Below are 15,568 nucleotides of genomic sequence, written 5' to 3'. Positions count from 1 at the left end.
GCGTCGTCATGCCTGCACGGGCACTCGCGTGGTCACACCGCCACCAGCGGGGCGTCCTCGCGCCACTTGAGGACCTTGTCGAAGCTCACCACGGCACCCGCCCGGCCGGGCGCGCTGCCGATGTGGACGTGGTCGGCGAGTTCCCGGATGAGGCACAGGCCGCGGCCGTGCTCGGCGTCGGCGGACACCGCGCGGGCCGTCCCGTGCGGCCGGCCCGGGGCGGCCGCGGGAAACCCCGGGCCCGTGTCGGCGACCTCGATGCGACAGCGTTCGCCGTCGAGGTAGGCCGTGACGCGGTACGCCTCCGACGGGTCGCCGCCGGCGCCGACGTCCCCGCCGTGCTCCACGGCGTTGGCGCAGGCCTCGCTCAGCGCCACCGAGAGGTCGAAGGAGATGTCGGGGTCGACGCCCGCTGTCTCCATGGTGCCGATCAGCAGGCGGCGGGCCAGGGGCACGCTCGCAGCCTCGCGCCGCAAATGGAGTGACCACCAGATGCTCATGCTCCAGCCTCCCGGCCGCGGCTCGACATACCGTTACGTATTGCCCTCCGTGCCCCTGCGTAAGCGCGCAGTGCGTAGGAGACCGCCCATATGGCGGATGTGACCCCGCCGCCGATCGGTGTATGTGGGGCGGCTCGCACCAGAGAGTGATCTTCCGGTCGTACGGCATCTTGTGGACCTGCCGTACGGCGCGAGGGGTGCCAGTGCGATGATGAGCCCGCCATGACTGCCCCCCACCCGCCAACGGCGCGCTCCGGGAACACGACCCGGGTCCTGCGGGCCGCGGTGTTCGCCGCGGTCTGCGTCGTGCTGGCCGCGGCGGGGCACACACTCGCCTCCTGCGCCACGGTTCCGTCGTGGTCGCTGGGCGTGGGATTCCTCGGGGCGGTCGTGGTCGCCGCGCCCCTGGCCGGGCGGCGGCGCTCGCTGCCCTGCATCGTGGTGCTGCTCACCGTCGGCCAGACGGCACTGCACCTCCTGTTCGGACTCGGCCAGCACGGCACCGCGGCGAGCGCGGCGTCCGGCACGGCCGTCGGGGCCGCCGGCGCACCGGACGCGCTGTCCACCGGCGGAGCGGGCGCACTGGCCGACGCCTCACTCGTCGAACAGGCCGCACGGCTGGTCTGCGGGACCACCGCGGCGGCGATCTCCCCGGCCCAGGCCCAGCGGATCCTCAGCGACGCGCGGATCGCCCCGAGCACCGGCGCGCACGCCGAAGCCGCGCACCACCCCGCCGACCTCCTGTCGGCCACGGGCTCCTCGGCCTCGCTGGTGCCCTCGCTGCCGATGCTGCTCGGCCACGTGCTCGCGGCCCTGGCCGCCGGCTGGCTGCTGCGGCGCGGGGACCTGGCCCTGGCCCGGCTGGTGGAACTCTCCACGCACTCGGCCCACTCGGTGGCCGAGGCGGCGCTCGTCCGCGGGCTCCGCGCGGTCCTCTCCCTGGTGCGCGCCCTGCACGCCGGGGTGGCCGGCAGCCCCGGCACCGGGCCCCGGCTGCCGCACTCCGCGCTGCCGGCGCCGCCGCGGCCGCACACCACCGCGCTCCTGCACACGGTGACCCGGCGCGGCCCGCCCGGCGACGCGTTCCTCCTCGCCGCCTGACACGACGCGACCACCGCTCCGTTCCGGCCCCTCGGCCCTTGCCCACCGGCTCCGCCCGTCGGCAGGCGACCGTCGGCCGGTCCGTCGGCCATGCCCCTCGGCCTGCCCATCGGTTCACGACCGCCGGTTCCGACCGCCGGTCCGCGACCGCCGGCCGCGCCCTCGGCCCTGACCGCCGGCCCGCCTCCCGGCCGGAGCGTGGAGGGACGCCGTCGTGCGGCACGCGCGTGTGCGCGCACCCTCCCGTCATCCCGTCTCCGGTCCAGCACCGGTGACCCACTCGAAGCGGAGTGTTCCGTCCATGAAGGTCTCTCGTATCGCCGCCGCCGGCGCCGTCTCCGGCATCGCCGTCCTCGCCCTGTCCGCCCCGGCCTTCGCGCACGTCAGCGTGCAGCCGGAGGGCGTGGCCGCCAAGGGCGGCTACGCGACCGTGAACTTCAAGGTCCCCAACGAGCGCGACAACGCCTCCACCACCAAGCTGGAGGTCAACTTCCCCGCCGACCACCCGCTGGCGTCCGTGATGCCGCAGCCGGTGCCCGGATGGAAGGCGGTCGTCACCAAGTCCAAGCTGGACAAGCCGCTGGAGTCGCACGGCAGGCAGCTCACCGAGGTGGTCAGCAAGGTCACCTGGACCGCCGAGGGCAAGGGCGTCGAGCCCGGCTACTTCCAGAAGTTCCCGGTATCCGTCGGCGCGCTGCCCGAGGACGCCGACGAGCTGGTGTTCAAGGCGATCCAGACGTACTCCAACAAGGAGGTCGTGCGCTGGATCGAGGTGCCGCAGGAGGGCCAGGAGGAGCCCGAGGCCCCGGCGCCGGTGCTCAAGCTGTCCGCGGCCGAGGACGACGCCCACGGCGCGTCGGGTGCCGAGGCCGACGACGACACCGAGGCCGCCGCCCAGAACACCGCCGCCGACACCGCCTCCGACTCCGGTTCGGGTGACAGCAGCGACACCACCGCCCGGGTCCTCGGCGTCGTCGGCATCGTCGTCGGTGCCGCGGGCGTCGCCTACGGCGTGCTGGCCGGCCGCCGACGCACCACCGGTGCCTCGGCGTAACGACGCCCGCGCCGGTGCGTCGGCCTGACAACGCCGGCGCATCCTCTCGTCCGGTGCGCGCCGGGTGCCCTCCGCCGACCCGGCGGACCACCCCGGCGCGCACCGGAGCACCTCACATCTGGGACATTTTTCTATGCGCAAGAAGACATTCGCCGCGGCCGCCCTGCTCACCGCCGCCGCCCTCACCCTGTCCGCCTGCGGCGGCGGCTCCGACAGTGACAAGCCCGTCACCATGGTCTCCGAGGAGTCCGGCCGGCAGGCCGCCACCGTCCTCGACAAGCCCTTCGAGAAGCCCGACCTGGTCCTCACCGACACCCGGGGCAAGAAGTACGACCTCCGCGAGCAGACCGCCGGCGCGCCCACCCTGGTCTACTTCGGCTACACGCACTGCCCCGACGTCTGCCCCCTGACCATGAACAACATCGCCGTGGCCAAGAAGCAGCTGTCGCAGGCCGAGCAGGACAAGCTCCGCGTCGTGTTCGTCACCACCGACCCGGAGCGCGACACCCCGGCCGCCCTCGGCGAGTGGCTCAAGGGCATCGATCCGCAGATCGTCGGTCTCACCGGCGACTTCGCCACCATCCAGGCCGGCGCCCGCACCCTCGGCATCTCCATCGACCCGCCGACCAAGGACAAGGACGGCAAGGTCGTCTCCACGCACGGCACCCAGGTCGTCGCGTTCTCCCCGAAGTCCGACGCGGGCTACGTCCTCTACGGCGAGGACGCCGGCGTCGAGGACTACACCGCGGACCTCCCCAAGCTCGTCGAGGGGAAGAAGCCGTGAGGGGCCGCCCCGCCCTCGCCGCCGTGACGGTGATCGGCGCCCTGGTCCTCGCGGGCTGCGGCGGCTCGGACTCCGGGTCGGCCTCCTCGGCCTCCTCGGCCTCCGGTGCCGAGCTTTCCGTCGGCGCCGCCTACATACCGCGGCCGGTCTCCGCCTCGATGGCGGCGGGCTTCCTCACCGTCACCAACAAGGGCGACTCCGACGACGAACTGACCTCCGTGACCAGCGACGCCGGTGACGTCACCGTGCACGAGACCGTCGACGGGACGATGAAGGAGGTCGACCGCCTCCCGATCCCCGCCCACGGACGGCTGGTGCTCGAGAGCGGCGGCAACCACCTGATGTTCGAGAACCTGAAGCGGCAGCCCGAGGAGGGACAGACGGTCTCCGTCGAGCTGCGCTTCGCCCACTCCGACCCCGTCACGGTCGAGCTGCCCGTGAAGGCGGCCACCTACCGGCCCGACGCCGATCACTCCGGACACTGAGGGAGGGACCACCTTGACGCAGACCATCGCCCCACGCGTCCGGACCCTGGTGCTGCTGCTCCTGGCCGCAGCCTGCGCGCTGCTCGCCGGCGCCGGTCCGGCCTCCGCACACGCCGCGCTGACCGGCAGCGACCCCCGGCAGGGGGCGGTGGTCGACAAGGCGCCGGCCCACGTGTCGGTCACCTTCTCCGAGTCGGTCTCCATGGACGACGACTCGCTGCGCGTCTTCGACCCCCAGGGCAAGCGCGTCGACGACGGCGGGCCGTCCGGCACGGGCGGCACGACGTACACGGTGAAACTGCACGCCGGGCTGCCCGACGGCACGTACACCGTGACGTACCAGGTCGTCTCCGCCGACAGCCATCCCGTCGCCGGCGCCTACACCTTCTCCATCGGCGCTCCGTCCGAGACCTCCGTCTCGGTCTACGGCACGGAAGCCGGCGGCGGGGTGGTCGGCTGGCTGTACGGCATCGGGCGGTACGTGTCCTACGCCGGGTTCGTCGTGCTGGTCGGCGGTGCCGCCTTCGTCCTGGCCTGCTGGTCGCGGGGTTCGGGGGTACGGGTGGTGCAGCGGCTGGTGGTCGCCGGGTGGCTCGCGCTGACCGCCGCCACCCTGCTGCTGCTCCTGCTGCGCGGTTCGTACACCGGGTCCGGGAAGGTCGGCGACGTCTTCGACCTGAGCCTGCTCGGCGAGGTCCTGCAGACCAAGACCGGTGCCTCGCTGGTGTCCCGGCTGCTGCTGCTCGCGGCGGCCGCGCTGTTCGTCTCCGTGCTCTTCGGCGCCTACGACAAGCGGGAGGACGAGGAGAAACGGGACCTCACCTTCGGGCTCGCGGTGGGCGGGGCGGTCGTGGCGGCGGGCCTAGCGGCCACCTGGGCGATGTCCGAGCACGCCTCCGTCGGCCTCCAGGCCGGACTCGCCATGCCCGTCGACGTCGTCCACCTGCTCGCCGTCGCCGCGTGGCTCGGCGGTCTCACCACCCTGCTCGTCGCCCTGTACCGGGCGCCCGCGGATACCCCCGTCCCCGCCTCGGCCGTACGCCGGTTCTCGCGCGTGGCCTTCAGCAGCGTGGTCGCGCTGGTGGCGACGGGTACCTACCAGTCCTGGCGTCAGCTGGGCTCCTGGTCGGCCTTCACCGACACGCGGTACGGGCAGCTGCTCCTCCTCAAGATCGGGCTCGTGGCCGTACTGGTGGGCGTCGCCTCCTTCTCGCGCCGGTGGACGGCGCGGCTGGCGGGGGTGGCGCCCGCGGTGGTCCGTCAGCGGGAGAAGGAGCGGGTGGAGGCGTCCGCCGGCCGTAAGACCGACGAGGCGCGGGCCTCCGCAGCGGCATCCGGGGCGTCGAAGAGCGGCGAGGCGGCGTCCGCGGTGGCGAAGACGGCCAAGACGTCCGCCGGGTCCTCGAAGCCGGCCGAGCAGGAGCGGGCATCCGGCACGCCGGAGGACGCCGGGCGGCCGGCCGCGGCGCCGAAGGGCAGTGGGAAGACGTCGGGGACGTCGTCGGAGAAGTCGAAGGGGACGGCGAAGGGGCCGGGTGCCTCGCAGCGTGCCGCCCAGCTGGCGCGGCAGCGTGCGGCCGTGGACGCCGCCCGGCAGAAGCGGCAGCGGGACGCCGATCCGGACCGCTTCGGACTGCGGCGCTCCGTGCTCGCCGAGGCGGGCGTCGCCGTCGTCCTGCTCGTCGTGACCACCATCCTCACCCAGACCGAGCCGGGCAGGACCGAGCAGGAGGCCGCGGCCAGTACCGCCTCCTCCACCTCCGCACCGGTCCCCTCCACCGGAGCGGTGACCCTGGACATGCCCTTCGACACCGGCAGCCGGAACGGCAAGGGCGTCGTGCGCGTCGAACTCGACCCCGCGCGCGTGGGCGCCAACGACCTGCACCTCTACGTCGAGCGGTCGAACGGCAGCGCCTTCGACGTCCCCGAGGTGAAGGTCGCCTTCACCCTGAAGGACAAGGGTGTCGGGCCCCTGCCTGTCGCCCCCGACCACATCACCACCGGACACTGGTCGGCGAGCGGAGTGCAGGTTCCGATGGCCGGCGACTGGGAGGTCGCCGTCACCGTACGGACCTCCGACATCGACCAGGTGACCGTCTCCAAGAACGCGCAGATCGGCTGAACCGCACCATGGCTGACCAGTCCACCCCGGAGACCCGAGCCCCCGGCGCGCCCCGCGAGGCGTCCGGCGGGCCCGAGTCCCCCGGCTCCGCGAACACGGCTCCCCACGACGGCATCTCCCGGCGGCGGCTGCTCGGCACCGCCGGTGCCACCGGGCTCGTGCTCGGCGCGGCGGGCGCCGCCGCGGGATACGCCGCCGCTCCTTCCTCCGCGGCCACGCCGCTCACCTCGCTGGGCAGCGGGGAGGTGATGTTTCACGGGAAACATCAGCCCGGCATCACCACGCCGACGCAGGCATGCGGACACCTCGTCGCCTTCGACCTGACGGCGGGCGCCGGCCGCAAGGAGGCCGCCGCGCTGCTGCGCCGCTGGTCCGACACCGCCCGGCGCCTCATGGCGGGCGAACCGGCCGGAACCCGTGACACGGACGTGGCCCGTGACGCGGGGCCCTCCTCGCTGACCGTCACCTTCGGATTCGGGCACAGCTTCTTCGGCCGGACCGGCCTGGAGAAGCAGCGTCCGGTCGCCCTCGACCCGCTGCCCGACTTCTCCTCCGATCACCTCGACAAGAACCGCAGCAACGGCGATCTCTGGGTGCAGATCGGCGCCGACGACGCCCTGGTGGCCTTTCACGCCCTGCGTGCGATCCAGCGTGACGCCGGCTCGGCCGCCCGCGTCCGCTGGCAGATGAACGGCTTCAACCGCTCGCCCGGCGCCACCGCCCGTCCCATGACGACCCGCAACCTCATGGGCCAGGTCGACGGCACCCGCAACCCGAAACCGGACGAGCCCGACTTCGACGAGCGGATCTTCGTCCCCGGACAGCCCGGCCGGACCGGACAGGCCGGGACGACCGAGCAGGCGTGGATGGCGAACGGCTCCTACGCCGTCGTACGCCGCATCCGGATGCTCCTCGACGACTGGGAGCAGCTCTCGGCCAAGACCCAGGAGGACGTCATCGGGCGCCGCAAGTCCGACGGGGCGCCCCTGTCCGGGGGCACCGAAGCGACCGAGATGGACCTGGAGAAGACGGACCGGAACGGGAACCTGGTCGTGCCGATCAACGCCCATGCCCGTATCACGCGCCCCGACCAGAACGGTGGCGCGGCCATGGTCCGCCGACCCTTCTCGTACCACGACGGATTCGACGCCGACGGCGTACCCGACGCGGGCCTGCTCTTCGTCTGCTGGCAGGCGGACCCCCTGCGCGGCTTCGTGCCGGTGCAGCGCAAGCTGGACCGGGGGGACGCGTTGTCGCCGTTCATCCGGCACGAGGCGAGCGGGCTCTTCGCGGTCCCCGGCGGTGCGGCGGAGGGAGAGTACGTGGGGCAGCGGCTCCTGGAGGGGTGAATCCGGCCCGGCATCACCCCGGGGGAGGGTGTGCGCGAGACGCGTGAGCCCGCTCTCCCCGGGGCCATTAGGGTGAGGACATGCCAGCCAGTTACGCGTATCTCGGCCCTGAAGGCACCTTCACCGAAGTCGCCCTGCGCACGCTTCCGGAGACGGCGACCCGGGAGTTGGTCCCGTACGTGTCCGTCCAGTCCGCGCTCGACGCGGTGCGCACCGGCGAGGCCGAGGCCGCGTTCGTGCCGATCGAGAACTCCGTCGAGGGCGGCATCACCACCACCCTCGACGAGCTGGTCGCCGGCCAGCCGTTGATGATCTACCGCGAGGTGCTGCTGTCCATCACCTTCGCGCTGCTGGTCCGCCCCGGCACGAAGCTGTCGGAGATCAAGACGGTCACCGCCCACCCGGCCGCCCAGCCCCAGGTCCGCAACTGGCTCAAGGCGCACCTCCCGGACGTCGCGTGGGAGTCGGCGGCCTCCAACGCGGACGGCGCGCGCCTGGTGCAGGAGGGGCGGTACGACGCGGCCTTCGCCGGCGAGTTCGCCGCGGAGCGCTACGGCCTGGAAGTCCTCGAAGCCGACATCCACGACGCGGAGAACGCCCAGACCCGGTTCGTCCTGGTGGGCCGGCCCGCCAGGCCCGCCGCACCGACCGGTGCGGACAAGACCTCCGTCGTGCTCTGGCAGCGCGACGACCATCCCGGTGGCCTGCGTGACCTGCTCGGCGAGTTCGCCACCCGGGGCATCAACCTGATGCTGCTCCAGTCCCGGCCCACCGGTGCCGGTATCGGTCACTACTGCTTCTGCATCGACGCCGAGGGACACATCTCCGACCGCCGGGTCGCCGATGCCCTGATGGGCCTGAAGCGGACGTGCCTCCAGGTGCGCTACCTGGGTTCCTACCCCCGGGCGGAGGTCGAGGCGGCGGATGTGGACGCGCTACGGCCGGGCACCTCGGACGAGGACTTCGTGGCCGCGGCGGACTGGGTGGCGCGCTGCCAGGACGGCCGGTTCTGACGGCTGAGCCGGTTCTGACGGATGTGCCGGTTCTGACGGCCGTGCCAGTTCTGACGGCCGTGCCGGTTCCGTAAGCAGTGCCGGTTCCCGTCAGCTGTGCCGGCTGTGCCGGCTGTGCCGGCCGGTGGTACCTGCTGATTTTCGTTGTCCACAGAAGTTATCCACAGGTCCGCTTCTCGACCTGGGGACAAGTCGACAACCCAGGGGGATTCAGTCGACAAATCCGCCTTCGGCCTCTTTGCCCCTCCACAGGTGCCCAGGTCACCCTTCGTCCATCTGTTTCTTGCCCGCCATCCTCCGGAGTGACGCCGAGCGCCCCGTTTCCACTCGAAAGTGGGGACGGGGAGGGTTTGGAGTACTCACCTCCGCGATGAGGAACGACCACTTCCGTGCAGTCCACAGATCTTTCGCACAGCCTGTGGATAACTTTTCCCGACTGCGGATCCCTGTGGACAGCGGCTCCGCCAAGTCCCTTTCCTCGCAAGGGAATCCGGTCAACCGTGGCCCCGACGACTGCCTCGTTCCAGGGACCCCGGCCACTTTCCTTGACCAGGTAAGACACAAGGAACACAAGGCACAATTCCCTCATTGCGGGACGTGAGAACCGCGATCGGCGATAGTGAGTCGAGAGCCGTCACCGCACACCGGTAGCCTTGAGCACGTGATTGACCTTCGCCTGCTCCGTGAGGACCCCGACCGTGTGCGCGCGTCGCAGCGCGCCCGTGGAGAGGATGTCGCGCTCGTCGACTCCCTCCTGTCTGCCGACGAGCGGCGCAGGTCGTCCGGCGTCCGCTTCGACGAGCTGCGCAACGAGCAGAAGGGCCTCGGCAAGCTCATCGGCAAGGCCTCCGGTGACGAGAAGGCCGAGCTGCTGAAGCGGGCGAGCCAGCTCGCCGCCGACGTCAAGGCGGCCGACGCCGAGCGTGACGCCGCCGACGCCGAGACCCAGGAGCTGCTCCAGCGCCTGGGCAACCTCGTCCACCCCGACGTCCCCGTCGGCGGCGAGGAGGACTTCGTCACCCTGGAGACGCACGGCACGCACCGGGACTTCGGCGCGGAGGGCTTCGAGCCCCGGGACCACCTGGAGCTCGGCCAGCTGCTCGGCGCCATCGACGTGGAGCGCGGTGCCAAGGTCTCCGGCTCGCGCTTCTACTTCCTCACCGGCGTCGGTGCGCTGCTGGAGCTCGCGCTGGTCAACGCGGCGATCGCCCAGGCCACGGCGGCCGGCTTCACGCCGATGCTGACGCCGGCCCTGGTCCGCCCGCAGTCGATGGCCGGTACCGGCTTCCTGGGCCAGGCCGCCCAGGACGTCTACCACCTCGACAAGGACGACCTGTACCTGGTCGGCACGTCCGAGGTGCCGCTCGCCGCGTACCACATGGACGAGATCCTGGACGCCGACCGCCTGCCGCTGCGCTACGCCGGTTTCTCCCCCTGCTTCCGCCGCGAGGCGGGTTCGCACGGCAAGGACACCCGGGGCATCTTCCGCGTCCACCAGTTCGACAAGGTCGAGATGTTCTCCTACGTCCTCCCCGAGGACTCGCAGGCGGAGCACCAGCGCCTGCTGGAGTGGGAGAAGCAGTGGCTGACCTCGCTGGAACTGCCGTTCCGGGTCATCGACGTCGCCTCGGCCGACCTGGGCTCCTCGGCCGCCCGCAAGTACGACTGCGAGGCCTGGATCCCGACCCAGGGCAAGTACCGCGAGCTGACCTCGACCTCGGACTGCACCGAGTTCCAGTCGCGCCGGCTGTCCATCCGAGTCCGTGAGGACAAGAAGGTGCGTCCGCTGGCCACGCTGAACGGCACGCTGTGCGCCGTACCGCGCACGATCGTGGCGATCCTGGAGAACCACCAGCAGGCCGACGGTTCGGTGCACGTGCCCGAGGTACTGCGCCCGTACCTGGGCGGCCGAGAGGTCCTGGAACCGGTGGCGAAGTGACCGACACCGCCTCCGCCACGGGTACCGGCACCGGTTCCGCCGGCGGCTTCCCGTACCGCCTGGTCGCGACCGACCTGGACGGCACGCTGCTGCGCAGTGACCACACGATCTCGCGCCGCACCCGGGACGCGCTGGCCGCGGCCACCGAGGCCGGCGCCGCCCACATCGTGGTCACCGGCCGTGCGGTCCCGTGGACCCGGCACATCCTCGACGACCTCGGCTACGACGGCCTGGCCGTCTGCGGACAGGGCGCCCAGGTCTACCACGCCGGAGAGCACCGCCTGCTGACCTCGGTCACGCTGGACCGCCAGCTGGCCGGGGTGGCCCTGGCCAAGATCGAGGCGGAGACCGGTCCGCTGTACCTGGCGGCGAGCCGCGACGGGCTGGACGGCGACGTCCTGGTCGGCCCGGGCTACGCGGTCGGGGGCGATCTGCCGGCGGTGCCCTTCACCGACGCCTCGGACCTGTGGTCGGCGCCGCTGAACAAGATCTACATCCAGCATCCGACGCTGTCCGACGACGAACTGGCCGAGGCCGCCCGGCGCACCGCGGGCGGCTTCGTCACGGTCGTCATGGCCGGCGCGGGCATCGTCGAGCTGCTCCCCCTCGGACTGTCCAAGGCCACCGGCCTGTCGCTGGCGGCGCGCCGACTCGGCCTGAAGGCCGCGGACACGATCGCGTTCGGCGACATGCCCAACGACGTACCGATGTTCGGCTGGGCCGCCCGGGGCGTGGCGATGGCCAACGCCCACGCCGAGCTGAAGGCGGTGGCCGACGAGGTGACGTCCTCGAACGACGAGGACGGCATCGCGGTGGTACTGGAGCGCTTGGCGGCCTGAGCCCGCCCGCGCTGAGTCGGCTCGGGGTCGGGTGGGACCGCGGCGTCACTCTTCGGGTCCGCCGCCCAGCTCCGAAGTCGGTGACCGCGCGGTCGCGGCCCTCGTCGCACGGTCCGGGCGGCGCCGACGTCCCCGTCGGTCGGCCCACGCGAGGCGTCTCGCGTGCTCGAAGCGGCCATCCGATGCGCCGGTGCCGCCCGGCCTCGTGCAGGCACCACAGTGCCGGTACGGAAAGCGGGGCGCCACCGATTAAAACCGGACGTACGCCGCCTTACCGCCTGCGCCACCGGCGGCGCCGTCCCTTGCTGAAGAACCGTCCGGCGGGCTCCTCGTCGGAACGCCACGGCTGCGGCTCCGGTTTCTCACGGCGCCAGCGGGCGGCGAGCATACGGGCGCGTGCCGACGGCTCGGAGGCCCCTGCGCCGCGGACGAACTCCTCGTCCAGGGCCAGGCCGTCCCAGGTGTCGTCACCGGCGCCGGTCCCCGTACCGTCCCCGGTGATGTCCCGGCCGGTGTCGCGGGACCCGTCCCTCGGTTCTCCGCGACCGTCCTGCTGAGGTGTCTGACTCGCCATCCCGGCCCTCCCGGCCCTGCGTCGCGTCGCCGTGTGTCCTGCACGATGGGTCCCGCGCGGCGTGTCCGCGTGGCGTTCTCCCGCGGGCGTCCCCGGCCCCGTGTGCCCGGGCCGGGGTGAAGGCCCCGTCAGGAGCAGGGGCCGGTCACTCCTCCCCGGCGAGCGTCAGCGTCCGCAGCTTCTGGCCGGCGTACCAGGTGGCGAGCACGGTGACCCCGGCCAGCAGCACCGTCGCGGTCAGCAGGCCGACGTCGGAGGTCACCAGGTTCCCGTCGGCGACCTTCTGGGCCACGGCCAGCGACCACTGCTGGACGCTCAGGGTGCGGGCACCCGGTACCAGGGAGCCGAACAACGCCTCCCAGACGAGCGCGTAGACGAGCCCGAAGACCACAGCGTGCCGCGACACGGTGCCCAGGAGCAGGAAGAGCGCGGCGTAGGCGATGGAGGCGACCAGCGCGGCGATCGTGTAGGCGACGGCGATCTGCTGGCCGTTGCCGTTGAGGATCAGGCCGGCCAGCAGGGTCGGCACGGCGGAGAAGACCATCGTCACCGCTATGGCGACGATCAGCTTGGTGAAGACGATCGTCGGGCGCTTGATCGGCTTGGACAGCAGGTACACCACCGAGCCGTCGTCGATCTCGGGGCCGATGGCGCCGGTGCCGGCGATGACACCGATGATCGGCACCATGGTGGCGAGGGCAAACCCGCCCAGCACGTCCGCCGCCGTCTGGTCGTCGGCTCCGGCGAGGGCGCGCACCGCCACGGCGATGACGAGCAGCAGCAGGGGCAGCACGCCCAGGATGAGGGCCCGGCGGCGGCCGAGCAGGGCTCGGTAGGTGAGCCTGGCGACTGTGGGGTCGTACATTCTTCGGCCTCCTACGCCGCGACGAGATACGAGAAGACGGACTCGAGCGACTCGTCGGACGGCGAGACCGTGAGCAACCGGATGCCGTGGTCGCGGGCGACCTTCGGCAGCAGGGCCGTGAACCGGCCGAAGTCGACGGCCTGGATGCGCAGGGCACCCTCGGCGAGATCGACCTCGATACCGGACGTCGACGGGTCCGCGATCAACGCGGCCGCGAGGGCGCGGTCGTCGCTGGAACGCACCAGGTAGCGGTGCGGGCGGTCGGTCATCAGGCGGCGGATCTTGCGGAAGTCGCCACTGGCCGCGTGCCGTCCGGCGACGATGACCTCGATGTGCCAGGCGAGTTGCTCGACCTCTTCGAGGATGTGCGAGGAGAACAGCACCGTGCGGCCCTCGTCGCCCATCCTCCGCAGCAGGTCCATCAGCTGCATCCGCTGGCGGGGGTCCATGCCGTTGAACGGCTCGTCGAGCAGGAGCAGCGACGGGTTGTGCACGAGGGCGCTGGCCATCTTCACGCGCTGCCGCATGCCCTTGGAGTACGTGGCGATCTTCCGGTCCTGCGCGTACTCCATCTGCACGGTGGCAAGGGCCTCCTGGGCCGCCTTGTCGCCCAGACCGTGCAGTCTGGCGTTGGCGAGGACGAACTCGCGGCCGGTGAGGAAGTCGTACATCGACTCGCGTTCGGGCACGACGCCGATGTGCCGGTAGATGTCCTCGTTGCGCCAGACCGGTTGGCCGTCGAGGGTGACGCTGCCGGTGGAGGGGGCGAGGAAGCCGCCCATCATGTTGATGAGGGTGGACTTGCCCGCGCCGTTGGGGCCGAGGAGCCCGGTGACTCCGGGGCCGATCGTCATCGTGATGTCGTTGACGGCGACCACGTTGCCGAACCAGCGGGAGACGTGGTCGATGTTCAGCGTGGTCACAGTCCCACCTTCGAGTAGCGGCGAACCAGCAGTCCGTAGGCGCCGGCGATCAGGCCCAGGGTGACGAGGACGTAGACCGCGCCTTCGCCGCTGCTCGGGCCCACTCCGCCGGGGAACGACGAGGTGGCACCGAGGAAGGCGGACTGCACGCCGTCGATGAGGGTGATCGGCGAGAACAGGCCGATCCAGGCGACGGCTCCGGAGCTGCCCTGGACGTCCGCGATGGCCTGGAGCGTGGAGACCGCGCCGTAGGTGATGGTCAGGACTGCGATGACGGCCGCGATGCCGAACCCTCGGCGCGGGGTGACCGACGCGACGACCAGGCCGAGGCCGGCGAAGAGCAGCGAGAGCAGTGCCACGGAGACGAGTCCTTGTGCGAAACCCTTGGTCTGGTCTGCGAAGTCGAGTTTGGCGAGCAGCGCGCCCACGTACAGCACCAGCAGGGGTGCGGCGGTCAGGATGAACAGGGCCGAGGCCAGCGACGCGTACTTGGCGCGGACGTAGTCGGAGGTCTCGATCGGCCGTGAGAAGTACAGCGGCACGGTCTTGAAGCGCAGGTCGCGGGAGACGGACTGGGGGGCCTGCGAGGCGACGTAGAGGCTGATGACCGCCTGGAGGACGACCGCGTACCGCGTGTAGTCGAGGGGCAGGTCGTTCGCCTTGGTGACGACGGAGACGGCGACCAGGATGCCCGCGACCAGGCACATCACCGCCAGCAACAGCATCGGCAGCACCTTGGACTTGGCCGAGCGGCCGAGTCCGTAGGCGCCGCGCAGGGACTGCGAGTACAGCGAGCGACGGGCGTAGGCGCGGCCGAGGCGGGGGCCGTCGTAGCTGCGGTACCCGATGTTGTGGATGCGGGTCTGGTCGACCGGCACCGCGACCGGTGCCTGCAGGGGCTGCTCAGTTGCCATGGCCGACCGCCTCCTTCCGTTCCGCGTCGCTGTCCGTGAAGACCTCCGAGATGTGGTGCCGGCGCTGCTCCATCCGCACCAGGCCGATGCCCAGGTCGGCGATGACGTCCCGGACCAGGTCGTAGGTCTCCTCGCCCGCCGCGGTGAGCAGCAGGACGTGGCCGGCGCCGGGCAGGCCGCTGCCGTCCTGGACCGTCACCCCGCGCGCGTGGAGCGCGTCGCGCACGGCGCGGGTGCCGTCGGGGTGCGCGTCGGTGTCGGTGACCTCGATCGCGAGGGTCGTCGTGGTCTGGGTGAAGTCCGTGGTGGAACTGGAACGCAGCAGCTTGCCGCCGTCCACGACGACCACGTGGTCGCAGGTGCGTTCCAGCTCGCCCAGGAGGTGCGAGGTGACCAGGACGGAGATGCCGAAGTCGGTGTGGATGCGGCGGATGAGGCCGAGCATCTCGTCGCGGCCGACCGGGTCGAGGCCGTTGGTCGGCTCGTCGAGGAAGACCAGCTGCGGGTCGTGGACCAGGGCCTGCGCGAGCTTCACTCGCTGCTTCATGCCGGTCGAGTAACCCCCGATGGGCCGGTAGCGCTCCTCGTACAGACCGACGTGGCGCAGGGTGTCGGCCGTCCGTTCGCGGGCGGCGGTGGGCGGCAGGCCGGACATGCGCGCCATGTGGACGACGAACTCGGTGGCCGAGACGTCGGGCGGCAGGCAGTCGTGTTCCGGCATGTAGCCGACTCGCTCGCGGATGTCGGCGCCCTTGGTGGCGACATCGAGTCCGAGCACTTCGGCCCGGCCCTCGGTGGCGGGAGACAGACCCAGCAGGATCTTGATCAGGGTGGACTTGCCGGCGCCGTTGGCGCCCACGAGTCCGGTCACACCGGGTCCGACGTCCACGGAGAGCCGGTCGAGCGCGGTCACCCGGGGGTACCGCTTGCTCAGGCTTTCGGTCGCGATCACAGTCACACCGACGACAGTAGTGACGCCCGCCACTCAAGTCGTCAGACCGCAGAGCCGTCTTGACGTCAGACTCGAGTAGTACGGACCCGTAGGGGGTCCCGTACCTGAGAGCCACCTCCCGGCGCCGACGCCGCGCACACCTCCCTATTGACGC

General features: G+C 71.7%; 15 protein-coding genes. 9 read left to right on the top strand and 6 right to left on the bottom strand.

Going from position 1 to position 15,568, the window contains the following annotated elements; translation table 11 throughout:
- Positions 1-32 precede the first annotated feature (32 nt).
- A complete protein-coding gene (locus AC07FV_RS21350) occupies positions 33-500 on the bottom strand; it encodes an ATP-binding protein (RefSeq protein WP_479088926.1) in 468 nt (155 codons plus the stop codon).
- Positions 501-722: 222 nt separating this feature from the next.
- Here AC07FV_RS21350 and AC07FV_RS21345 point away from each other — a divergent pair, with 222 nt between their 5' ends.
- The 9 genes from AC07FV_RS21345 to AC07FV_RS21305 all read left to right on the top strand — a co-directional run bounded on the left by AC07FV_RS21345 (position 723) and on the right by AC07FV_RS21305 (position 11,186).
- Positions 723-1,601, top strand: a complete 879-nt coding sequence (locus AC07FV_RS21345) for a hypothetical protein (RefSeq protein WP_479088925.1) — start codon at positions 723-725, stop codon at positions 1,599-1,601.
- Positions 1,602-1,902: 301 nt separating this feature from the next.
- Positions 1,903-2,655 carry a YcnI family copper-binding membrane protein gene (locus AC07FV_RS21340; protein WP_479088924.1) on the top strand — a complete coding sequence of 251 codons (753 nt, stop codon included), beginning with the start codon at positions 1,903-1,905 and terminating at the stop codon, positions 2,653-2,655.
- A gap of 133 nt (positions 2,656-2,788) precedes the next feature.
- Positions 2,789-3,439 (top strand): SCO family protein, encoded by a 651-nt coding sequence (locus AC07FV_RS21335; RefSeq protein WP_479088923.1) that lies wholly within the window; start codon positions 2,789-2,791, stop codon positions 3,437-3,439.
- A complete protein-coding gene (locus tag AC07FV_RS21330) occupies positions 3,436-3,924 on the top strand; it encodes a copper chaperone PCu(A)C (protein ID WP_479088922.1) in 489 nt (162 codons plus the stop codon). The genes AC07FV_RS21335 and AC07FV_RS21330 overlap by 4 nt, the downstream gene beginning before the upstream one ends.
- Positions 3,925-3,937: 13 nt before the next feature.
- The gene (locus AC07FV_RS21325) at positions 3,938-6,046 is read left to right on the top strand and encodes a copper resistance CopC/CopD family protein (protein ID WP_479088921.1); all 2,109 of its coding nucleotides are present in this window, start codon (positions 3,938-3,940) and stop codon (positions 6,044-6,046) included.
- 8 nt (positions 6,047-6,054) lie between these two features.
- The gene (efeB, locus tag AC07FV_RS21320) at positions 6,055-7,395 is read left to right on the top strand and encodes an iron uptake transporter deferrochelatase/peroxidase subunit (RefSeq protein WP_479088920.1); all 1,341 of its coding nucleotides are present in this window, start codon (positions 6,055-6,057) and stop codon (positions 7,393-7,395) included.
- Positions 7,396-7,475: 80 nt separating this feature from the next.
- Positions 7,476-8,408 (top strand): prephenate dehydratase, encoded by a 933-nt coding sequence (pheA, locus tag AC07FV_RS21315; RefSeq protein ID WP_356602743.1) that lies wholly within the window; start codon positions 7,476-7,478, stop codon positions 8,406-8,408.
- Positions 8,409-9,069: 661 nt separating this feature from the next.
- Entirely contained in the window at positions 9,070-10,347 is a 1,278-nt protein-coding gene (gene serS / locus AC07FV_RS21310; RefSeq protein WP_479088919.1) for a serine--tRNA ligase, read from the top strand.
- Positions 10,344-11,186, top strand: coding sequence for an HAD family hydrolase (locus AC07FV_RS21305; protein WP_479088918.1), 843 nt, complete (start codon positions 10,344-10,346; stop codon positions 11,184-11,186). Before serS ends, AC07FV_RS21305 begins: the two co-directional genes overlap by 4 nt.
- 271 nt (positions 11,187-11,457) lie before the next feature.
- Here the strand turns inward: AC07FV_RS21305 and AC07FV_RS21300 are convergent, their stop codons facing one another.
- From AC07FV_RS21300 to AC07FV_RS21280, 5 genes are all read right to left on the bottom strand, one after another.
- Complete coding sequence (locus AC07FV_RS21300; protein WP_479088917.1) at positions 11,458-11,760, bottom strand: SGM_3592 family protein; 303 nt, start codon at positions 11,758-11,760, stop codon at positions 11,458-11,460.
- A gap of 145 nt (positions 11,761-11,905) precedes the next feature.
- On the bottom strand, positions 11,906-12,625 hold the full coding sequence (locus AC07FV_RS21295; protein ID WP_384689440.1) for an ABC transporter permease subunit: 720 nt from the start codon (positions 12,623-12,625) through the stop codon (positions 11,906-11,908).
- Between the two features lie 11 nt (positions 12,626-12,636).
- Positions 12,637-13,548 carry an ABC transporter ATP-binding protein gene (locus AC07FV_RS21290; RefSeq protein ID WP_479088916.1) on the bottom strand — a complete coding sequence of 304 codons (912 nt, stop codon included), beginning with the start codon at positions 13,546-13,548 and terminating at the stop codon, positions 12,637-12,639.
- A complete protein-coding gene (locus AC07FV_RS21285) occupies positions 13,545-14,462 on the bottom strand; it encodes an ABC transporter permease (protein ID WP_479088915.1) in 918 nt (305 codons plus the stop codon). Before AC07FV_RS21285 ends, AC07FV_RS21290 begins: the two co-directional genes overlap by 4 nt.
- Positions 14,452-15,414, bottom strand: coding sequence for an ABC transporter ATP-binding protein (locus AC07FV_RS21280; RefSeq protein ID WP_391971777.1), 963 nt, complete (start codon positions 15,412-15,414; stop codon positions 14,452-14,454). Before AC07FV_RS21280 ends, AC07FV_RS21285 begins: the two co-directional genes overlap by 11 nt.
- Positions 15,415-15,568: the final 154 nt, after the last annotated feature.

It is taken from the genome of Streptomyces sp. NPDC045956, from assembly GCF_056430705.1.
Note: the sequence above shows the minus strand (reverse complement) of the source record. Positions and strands in the feature narration are given on the sequence as shown.